Origin of the sequence: Actinoalloteichus fjordicus (genome assembly GCF_001941625.1) — a bacterium.
GTDB lineage: Bacteria > Actinomycetota > Actinomycetes > Mycobacteriales > Pseudonocardiaceae > Actinoalloteichus_A > Actinoalloteichus_A fjordicus.
The window spans coordinates 2,006,771-2,026,646 of sequence record NZ_CP016076.1 but is presented as its reverse complement, the minus strand read 5'-3'; the positions used below and the strand labels follow the sequence as shown (position 1 = coordinate 2,026,646).

Sequence of the window (19,876 nt, the reverse complement as noted above, 5' to 3'; positions counted from 1 at the left end):
TCCGACCCTGTCGGGGACGGCCCGCTCCACCGCCGAGCAGACCATCCCGGCGTGCGCCACCCGTTCCACCGAGCCGTCCCGCTGCGCGTGATCGCACCACGAGCAGGCCGTCCCCCCAGGCCTTCCCGCGTCCGAGTCGACCTCCCCGTGAGGCCGCCGTGGCGTCGTCAGGGCACCGCCCCACTTCCAGCACAGGAGCAACTTCCACCGTGAGCATCCGTGTCCTGCCCGGATTCGTGGCGCTGACCCTGGCGATCGTCGTCGCGGCGCTGGCCTTCCTGCCCTACGTGGCGCGGCAGTACCGTCGTCGGGGCCAGCTCGGCTTAGGCCACGCGCTGATCGCCTTCGCCTTCCTCTGTTACATCCTGGGCCTGCTGGCCTATGTGCTGATCCCGATCCCGCCCGTCGGGCCCGGCTTCTGCGAGGCCTACTCCTGGGTGCGCCCGCAGTTGACCCCGCTTGCCAGCCTCTCCGGACTGCCCGCGACCTTCGGCTCCGGCGGCGTCCGCTCGTTGCTGGTCGACTCGGCGTTCCAGCAGTTCGCGATGAACATCGCGCTGTTCGTGCCGATGGGCATGTTCGTCCGGCACATGTTCCGGCGAGGCTTCCTCGCCACGATCGCGATCGGGGCCGCCGCGACCCTGTTCATCGAGTTCACCCAGCTCACCGGGATCTGGTTCCTCTACCCGTGCCCCTACCGGCTGTTCGACGTCGACGACCTGGCGGCCAACGGACTGGGCGCGGTGGTGGGGGCGGTCCTCGCCCCGCTGCTGCGGCTGGTGCCCGGCCAGCGCACCGGAGCGGCGCCGGGCGTGCCCAGGCCGGTGACCGCGAGTCGCAGGCTGCTCGGGATGGCCTGCGACCTGCTGGTGATGTGGCTCTCCGGAAACGTCGCCCTGTTGATCGTCACGGCGGCGGTCGGCACCGGGGGTGCCGCGGAGGACGGGCTGCCGTGGATCCACGCGGTGGCACAGTGGGGCCTGCCCGCGGCACTGATCGGCACCAGCCTCGTGGTTCGCCGGGCCACGCCGGGGCAGCAGATCGTGCTGCTGCGTCTGACCAGTGTGGACGGCGGTCGAGCCGCTGCGCTGCGCGCCGTGGTCTGGTGGATCAGCGGGTTCGGCGCCTTCGGAGTGCTCCAGACGGCCGCGTTGATCTGGTGGGCGCCTGCGGTCTGGGCAGCGGTGGCATTGGCCGGTCTGCACGCAGTGTCGCTGCTGCTGACCGCCGACCGGCGGGGAATCAGCGGAATGCTCAGCGGGTTGCACGCGGTGGACGTCCGAGTCGGCCGAGACGGGCCTGCCGGCTCGGCGACGCCGGAGACCGACGAGGACGACCAGACAGGCGAGGGTGCGGCGGCCGAGCCGCAGCGGCAGTCCGGCACCACGGCGTCGTCGCGGCGCGGCGGCGGCTCCGAACATGATCGACCCCAGAACACCAGGGCGTAGCGCCTCTCGGCGGACGACGACCCGGCCACCATCGGCTCAGACGACACGGACACACGAACAGTGGAGATGACGGCGTGCAGCACTTCGACCTTGCCATCGTGGGCACCGGATCGGGCAACTCGATCGTGGATGACCGATTCGCCGACTGGAACGTCGCGCTGATCGAGCGCGGCACCTTCGGCGGCACCTGCCTGAACGTGGGCTGCATCCCCACGAAGATGTTCGTGCACACCGCCGAACTGGCGGGCACGCCCGCCGCCTCGGCCGCGCTGGGCGTGGACTCCGAGTTGCAGGGCGTGCGCTGGCCCGACGTGCGCGACCGGATCTTCGGCCGCATCGACCCGATCGCGCAGGGCGGCAGGCGGTATCGGATCGAGGGCAGCCCGAACGTGACCGTGTTCGAGGGCACCGGCCGGTTCGTCGGCGACAAGACGCTGACCGTCACCGGTCGGGGTGCCGAGGAGCAGACGATCACCGCCGATCGGTTCGTGCTGGCGGCGGGCAGCAGGCCGGTCATCCCGGCGGTGCCGGGGATGGCCGAGGTCGGCGCCCACACCAGCGACACGATCATGCGGCTGGAGAAGCTTCCGGAGCGGATGGTGATCCTGGGCGGCGGGTTCATCGCCGCCGAACTGGCACACGTGTTCGGCTCCTTCGGCGTCGAGATCACGATGGTCACCAGGTCGGGGGCCCTGCTGCGGCACGAGGACCTCGACGTCTCCCGACGGTTCTCGGAGCTGGCCGCGGACCGGTGGGACGTGCGGTTCGATCAGACGATCACCAGCGTGGAGCGGCAGGGCGACCTCGTCCGCGTGCACTCCCAGGGTCCCGGCGGCGCCACCTGTGCCGAGGGCGAGGTCCTGCTGGTCGCGGCAGGCCGCGTGCCCAACTCCGATCTGCTGCGCCTGGACCGCACCGGGGTGCGGACCCACCCGGACGGCCGGGTGGTGGTGGACGAGTACCAGCGCACCGACGTCGAGGGGATCTGGGCGCTGGGCGACCTCAGCTCGGAGTACCAGCTCAAGCACGTCGCCAACCACGAGACGAGGATCGTCCAGCACAACCTGCTGCACCCCGAGGCGCCGAGGGCCTCCGATCACCGCTTTGTGCCGCACGCGGTGTTCTCCGCTCCGCAGGTCGCGTCGGTGGGGGTCAGTGAGCAGGAGGCGAAGATCCGGGGACTCCGCTACGTCACCGCGACCCAGGACTACGCGGACATCGCCTACGGCTGGGCGATGGAGGACACCACGGGCTTCTGCAAGCTGATCGCCGACCCCGACGACGGCAGGCTGCTGGGCGCACACATCATCGGTCCGCAGGCCTCGACACTGATCCAGCCGCTGATCCAGGCGATGAGCTTCGGTCTGGACGTGCGACGGATGGCGCGCGATCAGTACTGGATCCACCCAGCCATGCCGGAGCTCGTGGAGAACGCCCTGCTCAAGCTGCCGCTGCCCGGCTGAGCCGATCGAGGACCCGTCAGGAGCCCGGCGGGCGCCCCAGCAGACCCGCCGGGCGACGAGAACGGTTCACATACCGCACGATTGGGTAATCTCGACCTTGTCGGCGCATAGTGCCCGACGCAGTGCCGAAGAGGGGTTTGAGCCATGTCTTCCCTGTTCTCTCGAATCCAGGAGTTCGCCAAGAGCCCGAAGGCTCGCGAGGCCATCGACAAGGCCAAGGAGATGGCAAACGATCCCAAGAACAAGGAGAAGGTCCAGGGCTACCTGGCGAAGTTCCGCAAGAAGTGAGCACGGGCTCGTGAGTGCCGACCGTCGTCAGACGTAGCGAGGACGACCAGCGATCACGCCGAGGACGGTCTGCACCACCAGCACTCCCAGCACCATCAGCAACGACACGTCCCAGTCGCCGGTCGCGTCGTGCAGGAGCCCGAAGAGGAACGGTCCGGTGGCCGCGATCAGGTAGCCCAGACTCTGCGCCATCGCGGACATCCTGGCCGTCTCCGCCGACGACCTGGTCCGCAGCGAGATGAGCGTGAGTGCCAGCGGGAACACGGCCATGCCGATCCCGAGGGTCAACGCCCACAGCAGCGGCGCCCACAGCGGCGCGACGAGCAGCCCGAGGATGCCGACCGCGGCCAGGCCGCCCAGGCCCGCCGCCCACCACGACTGAGTCGGGCTGCGCGCGATGAGGGGCCCGGTGAGCAGGCTCATCGGCACCCCCACCACCATCACCACGGCCAGCAGGAGGCCCGCCGTCGCGGCGTCGTGCCCCACCGCCATGAGCACCTCCGGCAGCCAGCCCATCACCACGTAGGCGATCAGGGCCTGCGTGGCGAAGAACAGGGTGATGGCCCAGGCCAGCGGGCTGCGCAGCAGCGAACCCTGTCGATCCGGCGTGGTGGACGGCGCGGCGGGCGCGGCGGAGCGGTCATGGCGGGCGGCGACCGACCAGACGCACAGCGCGGCCAGCGCCAGCAGCGCCCAGGTGGCCAGCGGCAGCCGCCAGCCGTCGAACCACAATGCGAAGCGGGGCGTCAACGCGGAGCCGAGCGCACCGCCCGCCGCCATCGCCGAGGTGTAGATGCCGGTGGCCATGCCCATGCGGTGGGGGAACGACTCCTTGACCACCACGGGGACCAGCACGTTGCACAGCGCGATGGCGCCGCAGGCCAGAAAGGTGCCCGCCAGCACGGCCGAGGGGCCGTCCACGGCGCGGACCGTCAGCCCGACGGCGAGCACGGCCAACGCGAGCCCGATGCCTCGGGCCAGCCCTAAACGGCGGGCCAGGAAGGGCGCGGCCACCCCGGCCAGTCCGAAGCAGAGCGTCGGCACCGTGGTCAGCACGCTCGCCCAGGTCGTCGACTGGCCGAGGGAGGAACGGATCTCGCCGAGGACCGACGCGAGGCTGGTGACGGCCGGTCGCATGTTCGCGGCGGCGAGGGCGACGCCGATCAGCAGCAGCCCACTGCCGACGAGAGCGGTGTGGCCCTTGGCACCAGGCCGCCTGCCTGCCGCCGCGCCTGCGTCCGGGGCCACGGCGTCCTCGCCGGCCAAGACGGCCTGCTGTACGCCGCCCGGTTCGTCGGGGAGAATCCGATCATTCCAGGCTGGTGGTTCTCGTCGTTCCCAGGACACGCGGACTACTATGCCAAACATAGGATGTTCGGATGAAAGGACGTCGTTGTGCCGTTGGCCACCACTCGACGCACCGGGCTCGTCGACCAGGTCATCGAACAGCTTCGACTGCTGGTGACCAGTGGCGAATGGGCGATCGGCAGCCGGATACCCGCCGAGCCCGAACTGGTCGACGCACTCGGAGTCGGCCGGAACACGGTGCGGGAGGCGGTCCGGGCGCTGGCCCACGCCGGGCTGCTGGAGGTCAGACAGGGCGACGGCACCTTCGTCCGAGCCACCAGCGAGCTGTCCGGTGCCGTGCGCAGGCTGTGCGCATCGGAGCTGCGGGACGTGCTGGAGACGCGCCGAGCGCTGGAGGTCGAGGCGGCCCGGCTGGCCGCACTGCGCCGCACCGACGAGGAGCTGGACTCGCTCACCGAGACGCTTCGCCGACGTGACGCGGCGTTGGTCGCGGAAGACTGGGAGTCGATGGTGCGCATCGACACCGATTTCCATGCCCAGCTGGTCGCGTGTGCCCAGAACCCGGTGCTGACCGAGCTGTATCAAGGCTTCACCGAGGCGGTGCTGGCCAGCGTCGCGACCGGTGTCGCCATGGACAACGCGGCGGCGTGCGTCCAGCACGTGTCCCACAGCGCTCTCCTGGACGCGGTGCGCGACCACGACCCGGAACAGGCCGCCCGCGAGGCAGGCGGCTTCCTGGACGAGCAGCTCGACAGGCTCGGGGAGCCGGGCGAGCACACCGGCCGGTCCTGAACCTACGGCGCGGGCGCGCAGCGGCTGCTGCTCCACGGAGGGCCGCCGCCTAGGTGCCCTGTCGGGTGCTCCATGACAGCCGCCATCAGCCCGCCTCCTCGGTTCTCAACCGCCCCTATGCTCCCGGCACCTCGCCGAGACAGACTGCCCCCTGGCTCAGCGCCTTCGTCGCCGATCAGCCGACCGTGATCACCTTGACCTCGTAGGACTCCAACTTCGTGTCACCGGTGAGCAGCGTGAGCGACTCGCAGCGGGCCTGCGCGATCAGCAGGCGGTCGAACGGGTCACGGTGGTGGAGAGGCAGCCGGGCGACCTCCAGCCCGTGTGACACCGTCACCGGCATCTCGTCGAAGGCGTTCTTCGTGATGAGCTCCGCCAGGTCGCCCGGCACGCTGAGTTTGCCGATCGAACTCTTGGTCGCGATCTCGAAGGCACTGACCGCCGAGACGTACACCGTGTTGTCGACGTCGGCGATCAGCTCGGTCGCCTCCCTCGTGAGCCGCTCGTCGTCGAACAACCACCAGAGCAGCACGTTCGTGTCCAGCAGCACCCTCATCGAGAATCCCCGTAGAAGAGATCCACGACCTCATCCGGCGTCTCGTCGAAATCGGGGGCGATCCACCCCTTGCCCTTCCAGTCGCCGGGGGTCCGCCGCACGACCTCGTGCTTCGGCAGCGGCCCGAGGGCCGCCACCGGCCTGCCGTTCCGCGCGATGATCACCTTCTCGCCGCCAGCTGCCTGGTCGACCAGCCGCGACAACTGCGTCTTCGCCTCATAGAGGTTGACCTGGATCGTCATATCTCCACGGTACCGTTAGACCTAGTCTGGTCAAGTCGATTGCACGAGGCTGCCGCCCGTCCGCCCACGACAGCGACGCAGCGAGGCAGCGGCGCAGGGCAGCCGACCCCGGCCGCAACGACGTCGATCTGAAGCGAAGCTCGGCGCCTGGCCCGCATCGGGTGGCCACAGCCGGCGAGGTCACCGCCGCTAGGGCAATGCCCCCGGCGCCAGCAGCGGCAGCCCGGCCGGGGCGCCCTGCTCGAGGAGCCGGAGCAGCGCGTTGGTGTCCAGGTGTTCGTCCACCAGGTCGGCGAGCAGGTCGAGCTGCTGCTCGCGGGCGGCGCCGAACGAGGTGTCGGAGGCGACACGAAAGCCCGCCCGCCCGGCCTGGTCAGCGGCCCGGCGAAGGAAGGCGCGGCGGAAGGCGTCGTTCTCGAACAGGCCGTGCCAGTGCGTGCCCGCCACCGGCCAGGATGCCACGCCCTCCACTCGATCGTCCCCGGCCGCGTCGTCTTTCCCGCCGATGCCCACGCGGGCCGCCGCAGAATCCGCGCCCGCTCCGCGCGCCGCGTCTCCGACGTTTACCGCGTCCGCTCCGCGGGCCGAGGAGACCCGCTCCACCAGCGGCGCCAGCCCCGCCGCGCGCCTGCTGATCCGGCCGTGATGGATCTCGTAACCCGTCACCGGCTCACCCAGCGCGACACCCGTCGGCGTCCGCAGCGTCTTGGCGGCCTCGAAGGTGACCTCGAGGTCGAGCAGGCCCAGCCCCGGCACGGTGCCCCGGCGGGACTCGACCCGGTCGTCGATCGTGCGGGCCAGCATCTGAAAACCGCCGCACACGCCGAACACCGGCCTGCCCGCCTCGGCGTGCCGTCGAATCGCCTCGGCCAGCCCCGTCCGACGCAGCCAGTCCAGGTCGGCGACGGTGGACTTGGAGCCGGGGATCACCACGAGGTCGGCATCGGCCAGGCGAGAGGGCTCCTCGGCGAAGCGGACCGCGACGCCGGGTTCGCAGGCGAGTGCGTCCAGATCGGTCGGGTTGGACATCCTCGGCAGCCGAGGCACCGCCACCCGCAGCCAGGACTCCCCCAGCGGCGGCGCCGGTCGGCCCAACACGCCGTCGGTCGCGGTGGACAGCGAGTCCTCGGCATCCAGCCACAGTCCGTCCGACCAGGGCAGGACGCCGTAGACGGGCCTGCCGGTGAGGTCGGTGAGCGTCCGCAGCCCGGGTTCCAGCAGGCCGAGATCACCTCGGAACTTGTTGATCACGAAACCCGCGATCAGTGACTGATCGGTCGCGTCGAGCAGGGCCAGCGTGCCGTAGAGATGAGCGAAGACCCCGCCGCGATCGATGTCGGACACCACGATCACCGGCAGCCGCCCGGCGACGGCGAGCCCCATGTTCGCGAGGTCGCCCGCCCGGAGATTGATCTCGGCGGGCGACCCGGCGCCTTCGCAGATCACCACGTCGAACTCGGCGCGCAGCTCGGCGAGGCTCGTCCGCACCGCCTCGGCCAGCTCGGCACGGCGACGCCGGTACGACGCGGCGTCGACCTCGCCGATCACCGTCCCGTGCAGCACCACCTGGGAGCTGCGATCGCTGCCCGGCTTGAGCAGCACCGGATTGAAGCGGACGCTGGGCCGGAGCCCGGCCGCCGCAGCCTGCATGGCCTGTGCCCGGCCGATCTCGCCGCCGTCGACGGTGACCACCGAGTTGTTGGACATGTTCTGCGCCTTGAACGGCGCCACCCGCACCCCGCGCCGGGCCAGCCACCGGCACAGCCCGGCCGTCAGCACGCTCTTGCCTGCGTCGGAGGTGGTGCCCGCCACCAACAGCGCGCCGCCCAGGCCTCGATCAGCCACGGGGCGCCGACGAGAACTCACCGGGCGCCGCACTCATCGCCGCAGCGTACCGAACCCGCCGACGCCGACCGCTGCCCCGCACGCCTGGTGCAGGCAGCCTCACGCCTGGGTGAGGATCTCCGCACCGTCGGCGGTGACCAGGATCGTGTGCTCGAACTGCGCGGTCCAGCTCTTGTCCTTGGTGGTGACGGTCCAGCCATCGTCCCAGATGTCGTAGTCGATGCCGCCGAGAGTGATCATCGGCTCGATCGTGAAGGTCATGCCCTCCTCGATCTCGGTGTCGACGTTCGGCTCGTCGTAATGCAGGATCACCAGCCCGCTGTGGAAGGAGCGGCCGATGCCGTGGCCGGTGAAGTCACGGACCACGCCGTAGTCGAACCGCTTCGCGTAGGCCTCGATGACGCGACCGATGACGTTGAGCCTGCGGCCCGGCCGGACCGCGCGGATCGCCCGGAGCGTCGCCTCGTGCGTGCGCTCCACCAGCAGGCGCACCTCCTCGGCGACCTCGCCCGCGAAGAAGGTGGCATTGGTGTCGCCGTGAACCTCGTCGAGGTAGGCGGTGACGTCGATGTTGACGATGTCGCCGTCCTCGATCACCGTCGAGTCGGGGATGCCGTGGCAGATGACCTCGTTGAGCGAGGTGCAGCAGGACTTCGGGAAGTTCCGATAGCCCAGCGTCGACGGGTAGGCGTTGTTGTCGCAGAGGAACTCGTGGATCACCCGGTCGATCTCGTCGGTGGTCACGCCCGGTGCGACCGTCTTGCCGCCCAGTTCCAGAGCCTGCGCCGCCAGTCGTCCCGCCACCCGCATCTTCTCGATCACCTCGGCGGACTGCACCCACGGGTCGGTATTGCGTGCCGGGGCGGGGCGGTCCACATACTCGGGTCGGGTGATGGCTGCGGGAACCGGCCTGCGGGGCGACTGCTGTCCAGGCCGAAGGGGGGAGCGAAGCGACATGCCCCCAGATTACGCAGCGCCGGGAACGGCGATCGGCGCCCCCGCTTCCCCAACCACCGTGAGCAGCCTCTCGTCGAGGTCGATGATCGCCCGGCGCGGAACACCGAAAGCCGGGATCGGCGGCCGACCGCACGCCGCTCCCGTTCGCCTGCGACGATCGAATCGGAGTCCGCGATACGTCTGAATTGAGTGGTTCAATAGCGAAACTCCCGGAGCCCGGAAGAATCGCTATGCCCGCACGTCAGAACATCATCCGGTACCCGCACTCGAACAAGAGCCTCCGCAGATCACCGATTCAGTCGCAACCTCGATCGAACATGACCGCCGCCGCCCGCCAACCGAGCATGAACAAGCCGAGAACAGTCGCTGTGACCAGCGCGAACGATACCGGCGGCACATTGACCGTGACCGCGCGAACCGCCAGTCCGCCCAACACCGCAGCCACCCAGACGCCGACGCCGACCGCCAGTCGAGTGGGCTCGCGCCAAGCCCTCGTCACCAACCAGCCGACGGCCAACCCGCCGAGAAACGGGACCGACGTCGTGACGACGTCACCGAGGCCTGCTGCCTCTTCATGATTACGTCGACCCACGAATGCGAACACCAGCACTGCCAACACGTCCACCGACGCGGCAGGCAGTGCCCGAGTGATCCGGGACACGAGCACCTCTTCATCTTGATTCGGCGAGAGAACACCTGATCGGTCTGGCGGCGCTGTCCTCGCCGAACTACTCCGTACGGTCCAGCAGGCCGTGCACGACGGGGAACCGTACTCCCCGTCGAATGCGTCGACACATCCGCCGTCCTCTTCGCCGTCCTCGGTGTTCCGCGATCAACACGGCGCAGGCCGCGCCGGGGGAGGGAGGCTTGGAAATTCGCAGGTCACGGTGTTCCTACTCGACCGATGCCGCGATCGGGGCCGACAGCGGGCATCGGGCCCAGACCGAACGGACGGGGTCGGCATCGACAGGTCAGCGAGCGAAGCCGGGCACCACGCCGGGGGACGCCCGCGACACACCGGGCCGGGCGGGCAGACGACCGCCGCAGGCGACCGGCCGACGACCACCACCCGAGTCTGCGGCGACGGGTCGTATCGCCCGAGCCAGGAGGAGTCGCCGCCGCGCGAGTCCGCAGCACGGGTAGCACCGTGCCTGCGGCCTGCACGGCTCAGACCAGCACGGTGCCGAATCTTCCGACGGTCTGGAAGCCGATCCGCTCGTAGACCCGCCGAGCGACGTGGTTGTACCCGTTGACGTACAGGCTGGCCGTCCGGCCGAGCCTGGTGACCAGGTGGTCGACCACGGCCGCCGTGCCGTGCACGCCCAGACCGCGACCCCGATGGTCGGGGTGCACCCACACGCCCTGGATCTGCCCCACTCGCGAGGACAAGGCGCCGATCTCCGCCTTGAACACGACTTCGTCGCCCTCGAACCGGGCGAACGCCCGGCCGCCCGCGACGAGTTCGACCACCCGTGCCCGGTAGGACGCGCCGCCGTCCTCGATCCGAGGATCGACGCCGACCTCCTCGATGAACATCGCGATCGCCGCAGGAAGGTAGCGCTCCAGATCCTTCGGACGCACGCGCCGGACCAGTGGATCGGGACTCATCCTCGGCGCCGTGGGGATGGCGAGCAGCGGCTGGTCCGGGCGGATGTCCCTGGCAGGTCCCCACGCAGGCTCCAGCTCACGCCAGAGGCCCAGCACCTGTTCGGCGGGACCGACCAGCGAGGAGCAGAATCGCCGACGGCGCAGCGCCCGATCGGCGAAGGCCCGCAGCGCGGCCCGCCCGCCGCGCAGCGGGATGAGGTTCGCTCCGGAGAAGCAGAGCCCGTTGAGCCGAGATCCGACGCCCCACAGTTCGCCGCCCAGGCGCCAGGGGTCGAGGCCGGTCGCCTCCACCCTGGCCGCGACCATGCAGGCCGCGACCGGGTCGAGGGCGATCGCCGACCGGATCGCGCCCCCGTCTCGTTCGTCGAGCAGCCGAGCACCGGCGAGCCTCAACACGCCGTCAAGAGTGCCAGAGGCCACTGATCGCACGGCGACGCGGGTCGGCACCGGTGATCTTCGCCGGGACCGTCCGGCCCCGTGAGGTCAGCTGACCGTCACGCTGGGCTCGCCGGTGTCCTCCATCGTCTCGGCGATGCGCATCGCCTCTTCGATCAACGTCTCGACGATCTGGTGCTCCGGCACGGTCTTGATGACCTTGCCCTTGACGAAGATCTGTCCCTTGCCGTTGCCGGAGGCCACCCCGAGGTCGGCCTCGCGCGCCTCGCCGGGGCCGTTGACGACACAGCCCATCACCGCGACGCGCAGCGGCACCTCCATGCCCTCCAGGCCTGCGGTGACCTCCTCGGCGAGGGTGTAGACGTCGACCTGCGCCCGGCCGCACGAGGGGCAGGAGACGATCTCCAGCTTGCGCGGCCGCAGATTCAGCGACTGGAGGATCTGGGTGCCGACCTTGATCTCCTCGACCGGCGGCGCCGAGAGCGACACACGGATGGTGTCGCCGATGCCCTGTCGCAGCAGCGCGCCGAAGGCCACGGCCGACTTGATGGTGCCCTGGAACGCGGGCCCCGCCTCGGTCACGCCGAGGTGCAGCGGGTAGTCGCACGCCTCGGACAGCAGCTCGTACGCGCGGACCATCACGACCGGGTCGTTGTGCTTGACCGAGATCTTGATGTCGTGGAAGTCGTGCTCGGCGAACAGGCTCGCCTCCCACAGCGCCGACTCGACCAGTGCCTCCGGAGTGGCCTTGCCGTGCTTGGCCAGCAGCCGAGGGTCCAGCGAGCCCGCGTTCACGCCGATCCTGATCGGCGTGCGGTGGTCCTTGGCCGCCTGGGCGATCTCCTTGACCTTGTCGTCGAACTTCTTGATGTTCCCCGGGTTCACCCGCACGGCGGCGCAACCTGCCTCGATGGCGGCGAACACGTACTTGGGCTGGAAGTGGATGTCGGCGATCACCGGGATCTGCGACTTGCGCGCGATCGCGGGCAGCGCGTCGGCGTCGTCCTGTGTCGGGCACGCGACGCGGACGATGTCACAGCCGGAGGCGGTCAGCTCGGCGATCTGCTGCAGAGTGGCGTTGACGTCCGCCGTCACCGTCGTCGTCATCGACTGCACCGAGATCGGAGCGTCCCCACCGACCTGCACCGTTCCGACCTGCAACGATCGGGTCTTACGTCGTGGCGCCAGCACCGGCGGCGGCGCCGCAGGCATCCCTAGATCGACGCTCATCGAATCCTCTCCGCGATTCGGTCGGTAAGCGACCCGCCCGTGACGAGCGGGCCGCTACCAGCCTACTGGGTGAGCCGCAAGGGGTTGACGATGTCCGCCGTCAGGGTCAGGAGCACGAAGGCACCGCCGATCACGACCGCTGCATAGGTGATCGGCAGCAGCTTGGTGTAGTCCACCGGCCCGCCTCGGGGCTTGCCCCGCCAGCCGCGCACCATGTCCCGGACCCGCTCATAGACGTTGACCGCGATGTGTCCGCCGTCCAACGGCAGGAGTGGCAGCAGGTTGAACACGCCGACGAAGAAGTTCAGGGTCGCCAGCAGCAGAAGGAACAGCTCCCACAGGCCCTGATCGACCGCGTCGCCGCCGATGATGCTGGCCCCGACGACGCTCACCGGGGTGTTCATGTCGCGCTCGCCGCCGAAGATGGCGGTGAACAGGGCGGGAATCCGCTCGGGCAACTCCAGCAGCCGCTGGAAGGTCTCGACGAACATGGTGCCGGTGAAGTCGACGGTCGCGGGCACGGCGGCCAGGCCCTCGTAATGGAAGGTCGCGGCCTGGCCGAGGCCGACGGCCCCCACCGACTCCAGGCCATCGCCGCCGTCCAGCGGCAGCCGCTGGACCGTGGCGACGTCCACGGTGACCGTCTGTTCCTCGCCGCCCCGGACGATGGTGAACTCGGTCGGCCCCTCGGCGTCGCGCGTCTGCTCGAGCACGTCGGTGTAGAGCGGGGTCGCGCTGCCCGCGACGGCGATGATCTCGTCACCGGGCTGGATGCCCGCGTCGCGGGCGGGCGCCGGGTCGCCCGGCGCACAGGGCACGAGCTGGCCGCTCTCCGGGTCCTGATCGCTGACGCAGTCGCTGATCACGCCGACGGACGCCCGGCCGTCGATGTTGGGCAGGCCCATGCTGAAGGCCATGATCAGCAGGATCAGAAAGCCGAGGACGAAGTGCACCAGCGAGCCCGCTGAGAGCACGATGACCCGCTGCCAGACGGGCTTGTTGTACATCGCCCGGCTGGTCTCGCTCGGGTCGACCTCCTCCAGCGCCGTCATGCCGACGATCCGGCAGTAGCCGCCCGCCGGGATGGCCTTGAGCCCGTACTCGGTCTCACCACGGCGGAAGGAGAAGATCTTCGGGCCGAATCCGACGAAGTACTCCGTGACCTTCATCTTGAAGGCCTTGGCCGCGGCGAGGTGGCCGAACTCGTGCAACGCGATGGAGATCCCGATCCCCAGCGCGAAGAGGATGACCCCGATTGCAAAGGCCACGTCGTCAGTCCCTTTCAGCCGCGGCGCCGCCGACGGCGACACCCAGAAGTTCACCGGCGCGAGCTCTGGCCCAGTCCTCGGCCGCCGACACGTCGTCGATGTCGGCGGGGTCGGCCCGCCAGCCGTCCGCCTCGCTCAGCACCTCGGTGACAGTGTCCACGATGGCGGTGAAATCGGTGCGACCTTGCAGGAATGCCCCGACGGCCTCCTCATTGGCGGCGTTGTACACCGCAGGAAGACAGCCGCCCGCCGCGCCTGCCGCCTTCGCCAGCCGCACCGAGGGGAACGCGACGTCGTCCAACGGCTCGAAGGTCCAGGCGCTCGCCTCGTCGAACCGGCAGGCAGGCGAGGCGCCCGGAACGCGGTCGGGCCAGCCCAGCGCCACCGCGATGGGCAGCTTCATGCTCGGCGGGCTCGCCTGGGCGAGGGTGGAGCCGTCGACGAAGGTCACCATGGAATGCACGATCGACTGCGGATGGACCACCACGTCGATGCGGTCATAGGGGACCCCGAACAGCAGGTGCGCCTCGATGACCTCCAGGCCCTTGTTCACCAGAGTGGCGGAGTTCACGGTGATGACCGGGCCCATCGACCACGTCGGGTGCGCCATCGCCTGCTCGACCGTGACGTCGGCCAGTTCCGCCCGCGTCCGCCCCCGGAAGGGCCCGCCCGACGCGGTGACGACCAGCCGGTCCACCTCCTCGGCCCGGCCGCCGCGCAATGCCTGGGCCAACGCGGAGTGCTCGGAGTCCACCGGTACGAGCTGGCCGGGGGCCGCCGCGTCGAGGACCAGGGAGCCGCCCGCGATCAGGGACTCCTTGTTCGCCAGCGCCAGGGTGGCCCCGGTCCGCAGCGCGGCGAGGGTGGGGACGAGCCCTCGGGAGCCGTCGATCGCATTGAGCACCACGTCGGCGGGCGTGGTCTCGATCAGCTCCACGACGGCCTGCGGCCCGGCGAGGATGCGGGGCATCCGGAACTCGCCGCGCGAATAGCCGCGGCGCTGAGCCTCCGCGTAACAGGCGAGTTGCAGGTCTTCCACGGCGGTGGCGCGGGCCACCGCCACGGCGGCGACGCCGAACTCCAGTGCCTGGGCGGCCAGGGCGGCTGGGTCACCTCCGCCCGCCGCCAGTCCGACGACCCGGAACCTCGCCGGGTCGAGGCGGGCCACTTCGAGTGCCTGGACGCCGACCGAGCCTGTGGAGCCCAGCAGCAGTACGTCACGGCGAGTGGCGGAACCGTCTGAAGTCGCGAGAACGTGCATCGCCGACATTCTCTTACGACCCTGGTCGGGCGCCGGAATCGGGCGGTCGCAGGCACCTCGAGGCGGCCGCCACCATGGTCACGAAAAGATAACGAGCCCGGCGCCTGGTGAATTCACACGAATGACGTGCCCCCGTCTGGGTACTCCCGTGTCAGCGGCGCAGACGACGCCCGAAGCATGGAAGGAGTACACCGATGGGCATCCTCGGTTGGATCGTGCTGGGGCTTCTGGCAGGCGCCATCGCCAAGGCGGTCATGCCAGGCAAGGACCCCGGCGGCATCGTGATGACGATGGTCCTCGGAGTGGTAGGAGCCCTCCTCGGCGGTTGGGTGGGAAGCGCACTCTTCGGCACCGGTACGGAGGACTTCTTCAGCATTCAGACCTGGATCGTCGCCATTCTCGGCTCGATCGTGCTGTTGGCCATCTATCGCATGGTCGTGGGACGCCGTGGATCACCTCGGGCGCACGCCTGAGCTGGTCCTCGACTACGGAAGGGATCGCGGTGCCTTACGGCGCTCGCGGTCCCTTCCGCGTGTCCGGGGTCGCGGGCCGAGGTCCCGCCTCCTGACGGCGCAGTCCAGTTCGCGCCCCGGGAGGATGCGCGACGCCCGGAGGCGATCCCCGTGCGGCAGCGCCCCGAGGGGGTCACGAGGCAGTGGACAGGACGTCTCGCGCGGCCGACCGCCCGGCCCGACGAGCCCGCAACACGGTGACCAGCACGCCGAGGAGCAGCACCGCGGCGGAGGCGGCCACCATGGCCGTCGACAGGGCCACCACTTCGGGGGACACCCCGCGCCGAGCCTGCCCGTAGACGAACACCGGCAGCGTCGTCGAGCCGACCCCGGTGAGATATCCCGAGGTCACGACGTCGTCGAAGGACAGCACGAAGGCGAAGGCCGCGCCTGCGCCGACGGCCGGGGCGATCAACGGCAGCGTGACCGTGCGCCAGCGCGTCAGCGGACCGGCCCCCAGATCGGCGGCCGCCTCCTCGATCCTCGGATCAAGGCCCGCCAGACGGGCCCGCACCACGACCACGACATAGCTGAGCGAGAACGTGACGTGCGCGAGCAGCAGCGCGCCGAAGCCGAGCGGAATGCCCAGCAGCTGCACGCAGAACGCCAACAGACTCACCCCGAGCACCACCTCGGGCACCACCAGGGGCAACGCCAGCACCGTCGTCCACAGGCCGCGCCCCCGGAACGCCCGCCGCAGGCCGAAGGCCGCGAGAGTCCCGATGAGGGTGGCGATCACCGCGCTGACCGCTGCCAGCCGCAGGGACAGCAGCAGCGCCGACATCACCCGCTCGTCGTTCGCCAGTTCGACGTACCAGCGCAGGGAGAAGCCGGTGAGGGTGCTCAGCGTCCGTGAATCGTTGAACGAGACCAGCGCCAACCACAGGATCGGCGCGTACAGGAAGACGTAGACCGCGACCGCCGCCGCGCCGAGCCGCCAGGGCCGTCGAACGGCACGTCGCCGCCCGACCGGTCGCCCGTCCGCCCGGCGGGCCCCCGAGTCGCTCCCCTGGCTCCGCCGCCCGAGCCGAGGCGCTGCGCTCACAGGACGTCCTCTCCCCTGCGGCCGCGCGCCAGCAGCGCGACCACCACCAGGATCAGCAGCAGCACCGCCATCGCCGAGCCGAGCGGCCAGTTGTTGCCGCCGCCGAACTGGTCGTCGACGACGCTGCCGAAGGTGCTCTGGTCGACGCCGCCGAGGAGGCTCGGCGTCACGAAGTCCCCGGCGGCAGGCACCAGGACCAGCAGCGCCCCCGCGAGGATGCCCGGCAGCACGCCGGGGAGAACGACGCGGAAGAACGTCCCCAGTCTGCCGTGCCCCAGGTCGTAGGAGGCCTCCACGAGCTGGTGGTCGAAGCGCACGCAGGCCACGTAGAGCGGCAGCACCATGAACGGGAGGAACCCGTAGGTCAGGCCCAGCACCACCGCCGTGTCGGTGAGCAGGTAGCCGCCCGCCCGTCCGAGGCCGACGAGGTCGAGCAGCCGATTGATCGGGCCGTCGCCGTCGAGCAGCGCCTTCCACGCGTAGACCCTGGCCAGATAGCTCGCCCAGAACGGGATCAGCACGAGCGCGAGCAGCACCGTGCGGAACCGACCACCGTGTCGGGCGATGAACCACGCCAGCGGAAAGGCGAGCACCAGGCACGCCGCCGTGGTCACGGTCGCGTAGACGAGGGTGCGCCAGAAAATCGGCAGGAACGCCGGGTCCAGCGCGGTTCGATAGGGCAGCGTCGTCCAGGGCAGCACGGCTCGTGCCGCGCCGGTGTCCCTGGTCGCGAAGCTGAACTGCACCACGAGTGCCAACGGGACCAGCAGGAACAGGACCAGCCACAACGCCGCGGGCCCCAGCTGTCCCGCCGTGGCCAGCCCCCGCGCGATCCCGCGCCGCGAGCGCGGGCCCGTCACCCGGTCTTCACCCTGGTCCAGGCGTCCGCGTAGCGGGCCTCCACCTCGGGGCCGAGATCGGCGGTGAACGGCAGTCTGGCCAGCTCCTCCTCTGACGGGTAGATCAGCGGATCGTCCCGCAGCGCCGGATCGATCAGTGGCAGGGCGGCCTCGTTGGGGCTGCCGTACTGGATCTCCTCCGCCAGCCGCGCCCCGACCTCGGGCTGCAGGATGTGGTCGATGAAGCGGTGGGCGTTCTCGGCGTGCGGTGCGTCCCTCGGAATGCACAACACGTCGACCCAGGACAGCCCGCCCTCCGCTGGAATCACATAGGCCAGGTCGGGATTGGCCTCCTGGGCCTGGAACACGTCCCCGGAATAGGCCTGGGCCAGCGGTGCCTGGCCGGAGGACAGCGGCTCGATGACGTCCGAGGTGATCTGACCGAGCCTGCTCTTCAGGTCCAGCAGGTACTCCACCGCCTCGTCCAGGTCGGCGGGCTCGGTGGAGTTCGGATCGTGTCCCAGCGCCAACATGCCCAGCGCCAGGCCGTCGCGAGCCTCGTCGAGCAGGATGCTGCGGCCCCGCGCCGTGGGCAGGTCGAAGGCCGACAGGCTGGTCACCTCCGCACCCAGCTCGGCGGGCGAGTAGGCCAGCCCGGTCGTGCCCCAGGCCCACGGAACGGAGTAGCGGTTCCCTGGGTCGTAGTCGGCGTCGCGGAAGCGACTCCCCAGGTTGTCGAGATTGGTCAACAGGTCCTGATCGAGGGGGCGCAGCAGATCGGAGCGCAGGAACCTCCGCAGGAAGTTGTCGGTGGGGACCACCAGGTCGTACCCGGCCGCGCCCGAGGCGATCTTGGCCTCCAGTTCGTCGTTGGAGCTGAAGTTGTCGTAGACGACCCGGATGCCGGTCTCCTCCTGGAAGCCGGGGATGGTGTCCTCGTCGATGTAGTCGGTCCAGTTGTAGAGGTTGAGCACCGGCTCGTCGACGTCGTTGCGCACGGACGAGGAGTCCGGCGAGGCGGAGTCGGACGGGGACGGCGCGGCGCCCACTCCGCAGGCCGCCGCTCCCTGCGCGGCCACCGCGAAGAAGGCCATCGACCTCAACATCGATCGGCGCGTGAGGCGCGGGCTGCCCCCGTCCCACAGTCGTGCGATCCGCACCGCCGGTCGTCCGTCCTGCTCGGATGCCATGTCGCATCCACCTCCCTCACCGTGTTTCGTCCCGTGCCGTGTTCGTGCTGTGCCGTGTTCGTGCCGTGCTCGGCGCCCCGGTCAGCGTCGACTCGACGCGGGGGCCGTTCGATGTGCGCGAACGCGCGGTGTCGCGGCGCGTTCGCCGGGCCGGTCACCCTCGTGGCGCCGATCCGCTCCGCGCCGTCGAGCCGCAGGCAGGCATGGACTCGGATCGCGCCGCCGAGCCCGCCCTCCCTGCGCCTGTCACTCCCTCGATCGGTGTCATGGTCCCGCCTCCGCCGCGCCGTGGTCGTCGAGATCGGCGTCGTCGGCCAGCAGCACGCTGTGCTCGGGGTCCCAGGCCAGCAGCACGGGCTGGCCCGGACCGCCCGCATCGCTGATCCGCCGGGTGTTCTGCACGAACGCCACCAGGGTGTCCCCGCCCGTCGCGGGGACCCGCACCAGATACTGGGTGGACACGCCGGTGTAGACGATGTCGACGACGGTGCCCGGCAGCAGGCACCAGCCCGAGGGCGGCGCCACCGATCCGTCCACGTCGTAGACGTGCACCTTCTCCGGCCGGACCGTCAGTACCACGCGGCTGCCCGCCCGGGCGGCGGTCCCGGCAGGCAGCGTCGCGCGCAGGCGCGCGCCCGGACCCACCCGCAGCTCCAACAGGTCGGCGGCCGCGTCGTGCCCGACGACCTCGCTGTCCAGGATGTTCGTCGTGCCCGTGGCGGAGGAACGCAGGAAGCTCGCGACGAACCTGCTGGCCGGGCGCTCGTAGACGTCCTCGGGGTAGCCGACCTGCCGGATGCGTCCGCCCGCGAGCACGGCGAGGCGATGCGAGAGGACCAGTGCCTCCTCCTGATCATGGGTGATGTAGAGGAAGGTCGTGCCGACCTCGCGTTGAATACGCATCAGCTCGACCTGCATCCGCCCGCGAAGCTGAGCATCCAGCGCGCCGAGCGGCTCGTCGAGGAGCAGCACACGCGGGCGAGCGGCCAGTGCCCTCGCCACCGCGACCCGTTGTTGCTGGCCGCCGGAGAGCTGGTGCGGCCTGCGCCGGGCGAAACCGGACAGTTGGACGAGCTCCAGATGTTCGCCGACCCGTCGCCGCAGCTCACCCCCGCGCAGCCCCTTGCGGCGCAGCGCATAGGCCACGTTGTTCCAGACGTCCAGGTGCGGGAACAACGCATAGGACTGGAACACGGTGTTGACGTCGCGCCGGTACGGCGGCACGCCGACCATGTCGACGCCGTCGAGTTCGATGGTCCCGCGCTCGGGGTCGGCGAAGCCTGCAATCATCCGCAGCAGGGTCGTCTTGCCGCTGCCGGACGGCCCGAGGATCGAGAAGAACTCGCCCTCGTGCACCCGCAGCGAGAGATCGTCGAGCACGATCTGGTCCCCGTAACGTCGGGTGACCCCGGACAACGCGACCGCGACCGGGGCGAAGGTGTCGGGGGTGCGCTGTTCTCGGGGATGGAACTCCGCCGACTCGTCGGTCACAGGCACACACCTCGGCAGGGACAGCGGGGGACTGGGGCCGTCGGCATCGGGTCACGGCCCGGTCGACGCGCCGCAGCGTAGACGAGACCCTCCTACCGCAGACAGTCACCGGCGGACAGCCCAGGCTGATCGGGGTC

General features: G+C 70.3%; 19 protein-coding genes. 5 read left to right on the top strand and 14 right to left on the bottom strand.

Translation table 11 applies throughout. From position 1 onward, the window contains the following. Window positions 1-209 precede the first annotated feature (209 nt). The 3 genes from UA74_RS09165 (at window position 210) to UA74_RS32730 (ending at window position 3,199) form a co-directional block, all read left to right on the top strand. Window positions 210-1,448, top strand: a complete 1,239-nt coding sequence (locus UA74_RS09165) for a VanZ family protein (protein WP_075739877.1) — start codon at window positions 210-212, stop codon at window positions 1,446-1,448. A gap of 74 nt (window positions 1,449-1,522) precedes the next feature. Continuing rightward, the gene (locus UA74_RS09160; RefSeq protein ID WP_075739876.1) at window positions 1,523-2,911 is read left to right on the top strand and encodes a mycothione reductase; all 1,389 of its coding nucleotides are present in this window, start codon (window positions 1,523-1,525) and stop codon (window positions 2,909-2,911) included. Between the two features lie 144 nt (window positions 2,912-3,055). Continuing rightward, entirely contained in the window at window positions 3,056-3,199 is a 144-nt protein-coding gene (locus UA74_RS32730) for a hypothetical protein (protein WP_198042973.1), read from the top strand. A gap of 27 nt (window positions 3,200-3,226) precedes the next feature. Here UA74_RS32730 and UA74_RS09155 read toward each other — a convergent pair whose 3' ends face one another. After that, entirely contained in the window at window positions 3,227-4,546 is a 1,320-nt protein-coding gene (locus tag UA74_RS09155) for a CynX/NimT family MFS transporter (RefSeq protein WP_232237690.1), read from the bottom strand. Between the two features lie 48 nt (window positions 4,547-4,594). On the opposite strand from UA74_RS09155, the gene UA74_RS09150 reads away from it, so the two are divergent. Next, window positions 4,595-5,299, top strand: a complete 705-nt coding sequence (locus UA74_RS09150; protein ID WP_075739875.1) for a FadR/GntR family transcriptional regulator — start codon at window positions 4,595-4,597, stop codon at window positions 5,297-5,299. A 175-nt stretch (window positions 5,300-5,474) separates the two neighbouring features. Here UA74_RS09150 and UA74_RS09145 read toward each other — a convergent pair whose 3' ends face one another. From UA74_RS09145 to dxr, 9 genes are all read right to left on the bottom strand, one after another. Next, window positions 5,475-5,855 carry a type II toxin-antitoxin system VapC family toxin gene (locus UA74_RS09145; RefSeq protein WP_075739874.1) on the bottom strand — a complete coding sequence of 127 codons (381 nt, stop codon included), beginning with the start codon at window positions 5,853-5,855 and terminating at the stop codon, window positions 5,475-5,477. Continuing rightward, window positions 5,852-6,097 carry a type II toxin-antitoxin system Phd/YefM family antitoxin gene (locus UA74_RS09140; RefSeq protein ID WP_075739873.1) on the bottom strand — a complete coding sequence of 82 codons (246 nt, stop codon included), beginning with the start codon at window positions 6,095-6,097 and terminating at the stop codon, window positions 5,852-5,854. The genes UA74_RS09145 and UA74_RS09140 overlap by 4 nt, the downstream gene beginning before the upstream one ends. Before the next feature lie 189 nt (window positions 6,098-6,286). Continuing rightward, entirely contained in the window at window positions 6,287-7,927 is a 1,641-nt protein-coding gene (locus UA74_RS09135) for a cobyric acid synthase (RefSeq protein WP_075743586.1), read from the bottom strand. 114 nt (window positions 7,928-8,041) lie between these two features. Continuing rightward, entirely contained in the window at window positions 8,042-8,899 is an 858-nt protein-coding gene (gene map / locus UA74_RS09130; protein WP_075739872.1) for a type I methionyl aminopeptidase, read from the bottom strand. Window positions 8,900-9,194: 295 nt separating this feature from the next. Then, complete coding sequence (locus UA74_RS09125; protein WP_075743585.1) at window positions 9,195-9,560, bottom strand: DUF3054 domain-containing protein; 366 nt, start codon at window positions 9,558-9,560, stop codon at window positions 9,195-9,197. A gap of 506 nt (window positions 9,561-10,066) precedes the next feature. Continuing rightward, on the bottom strand, window positions 10,067-10,903 hold the full coding sequence (locus tag UA74_RS09120) for a GNAT family N-acetyltransferase (RefSeq protein ID WP_075764220.1): 837 nt from the start codon (window positions 10,901-10,903) through the stop codon (window positions 10,067-10,069). Between the two features lie 87 nt (window positions 10,904-10,990). Continuing rightward, the gene (gene ispG, locus UA74_RS09115; RefSeq protein ID WP_075739870.1) at window positions 10,991-12,133 is read right to left on the bottom strand and encodes a flavodoxin-dependent (E)-4-hydroxy-3-methylbut-2-enyl-diphosphate synthase; all 1,143 of its coding nucleotides are present in this window, start codon (window positions 12,131-12,133) and stop codon (window positions 10,991-10,993) included. A 62-nt stretch (window positions 12,134-12,195) separates the two neighbouring features. Then, a complete protein-coding gene (locus tag UA74_RS09110) occupies window positions 12,196-13,401 on the bottom strand; it encodes a M50 family metallopeptidase (protein WP_075743584.1) in 1,206 nt (401 codons plus the stop codon). A 4-nt stretch (window positions 13,402-13,405) separates the two neighbouring features. Next, entirely contained in the window at window positions 13,406-14,662 is a 1,257-nt protein-coding gene (gene dxr / locus UA74_RS09105) for a 1-deoxy-D-xylulose-5-phosphate reductoisomerase (RefSeq protein WP_075743583.1), read from the bottom strand. A gap of 194 nt (window positions 14,663-14,856) precedes the next feature. On the opposite strand from dxr, the gene UA74_RS09100 reads away from it, so the two are divergent. Next, entirely contained in the window at window positions 14,857-15,135 is a 279-nt protein-coding gene (locus tag UA74_RS09100; protein WP_075739869.1) for a GlsB/YeaQ/YmgE family stress response membrane protein, read from the top strand. 172 nt (window positions 15,136-15,307) lie between these two features. Here the strand turns inward: UA74_RS09100 and UA74_RS09095 are convergent, their stop codons facing one another. The 4 genes from UA74_RS09095 to UA74_RS09080 all read right to left on the bottom strand — a co-directional run bounded on the left by UA74_RS09095 (window position 15,308) and on the right by UA74_RS09080 (window position 19,739). After that, window positions 15,308-16,219: an ABC transporter permease gene (locus UA74_RS09095; protein WP_083683047.1), complete on the bottom strand. Its 912-nt coding sequence runs from the start codon at window positions 16,217-16,219 to the stop codon at window positions 15,308-15,310. Then, window positions 16,216-17,079, bottom strand: coding sequence for an ABC transporter permease (locus UA74_RS09090; RefSeq protein WP_075739868.1), 864 nt, complete (start codon window positions 17,077-17,079; stop codon window positions 16,216-16,218). The genes UA74_RS09095 and UA74_RS09090 overlap by 4 nt, the downstream gene beginning before the upstream one ends. Continuing rightward, the gene (locus UA74_RS09085) at window positions 17,076-18,248 is read right to left on the bottom strand and encodes an ABC transporter substrate-binding protein (RefSeq protein WP_075739867.1); all 1,173 of its coding nucleotides are present in this window, start codon (window positions 18,246-18,248) and stop codon (window positions 17,076-17,078) included. Before UA74_RS09085 ends, UA74_RS09090 begins: the two co-directional genes overlap by 4 nt. Window positions 18,249-18,512: 264 nt before the next feature. After that, the gene (locus UA74_RS09080; protein ID WP_075764218.1) at window positions 18,513-19,739 is read right to left on the bottom strand and encodes an ABC transporter ATP-binding protein; all 1,227 of its coding nucleotides are present in this window, start codon (window positions 19,737-19,739) and stop codon (window positions 18,513-18,515) included. Window positions 19,740-19,876 lie beyond the last annotated feature (137 nt).